The organism is Seonamhaeicola marinus (assembly GCF_008085455.1).
Window position 1 is genome coordinate 1 of the sequence record NZ_VSDQ01000282.1, and the last position, 760, is coordinate 760.

Sequence of the window (760 nt, forward strand, 5' to 3'; positions counted from 1 at the left end):
CTATGCATTGTTACTTAAAAAAACTATTGAAATTGGTATTATTCTTCAAATTCTTCTCTTAGAATTCTAATAACGTCTGTTATTGTTTCTTCTTCTAAATCGGTTCTTCTTACTAACTCGCTTACTTGTAACTCAAGTACACTTTTAGCAGTATCTAAACCTGCTTTGTTAAACTCTTCAATAATCCAGCTTTCAATTTCATCAGAGAATTCACTTAATTCAACATCTTCTTCAGCACCTTCTCTAAATACATCAATTTCATAACCTGTTAATTGGCCGGCTAAACGGATGTTATGACCACCTCTACCAATAGCTTTACTAACTTCTTCTGGTTTTAAAATTACTTCAGCTCGTTTGTTTTCTTCATCAAGTTTTATTGATGTTACTCTTGCTGGACTTAATGCTCTTGTAATGAATAATTGTGTATTGGTTGTAAAGTTAATAACATCAATGTTTTCATTACCTAATTCACGTACAATTCCGTGAATTCTTGATCCTTTCATACCTACACAAGCACCTACAGGATCTATTCTATCATCATAAGAATCTACAGCTACTTTTGCTTTTTCACCTGGAATTCTTACTACGTTTTTAATGGTTATTAGGCCATCAAAAACTTCTGGTATTTCTTGTTCAAATAATTTTTCTAAAAACACTGGAGAGCTTCTAGACATTAATATTGTTGGTTTTGAACCTTTTAATTCTACACTGTCAATTACACCTCTTACATTATCGCCTTTTCTAAAGAAATCTGAAGGTA

General features: G+C 31.7%; 1 protein-coding gene. It reads right to left on the reverse strand.

What is annotated here, in order from left to right; genetic code table 11:
• Positions 1 to 38: 38 nt before the first annotated feature.
• On the reverse strand, positions 39 to 760 hold a 722-nt coding region (nusA, locus tag FUA24_RS03990; protein WP_148540155.1), incomplete at its 5' end, for a transcription termination/antitermination protein NusA.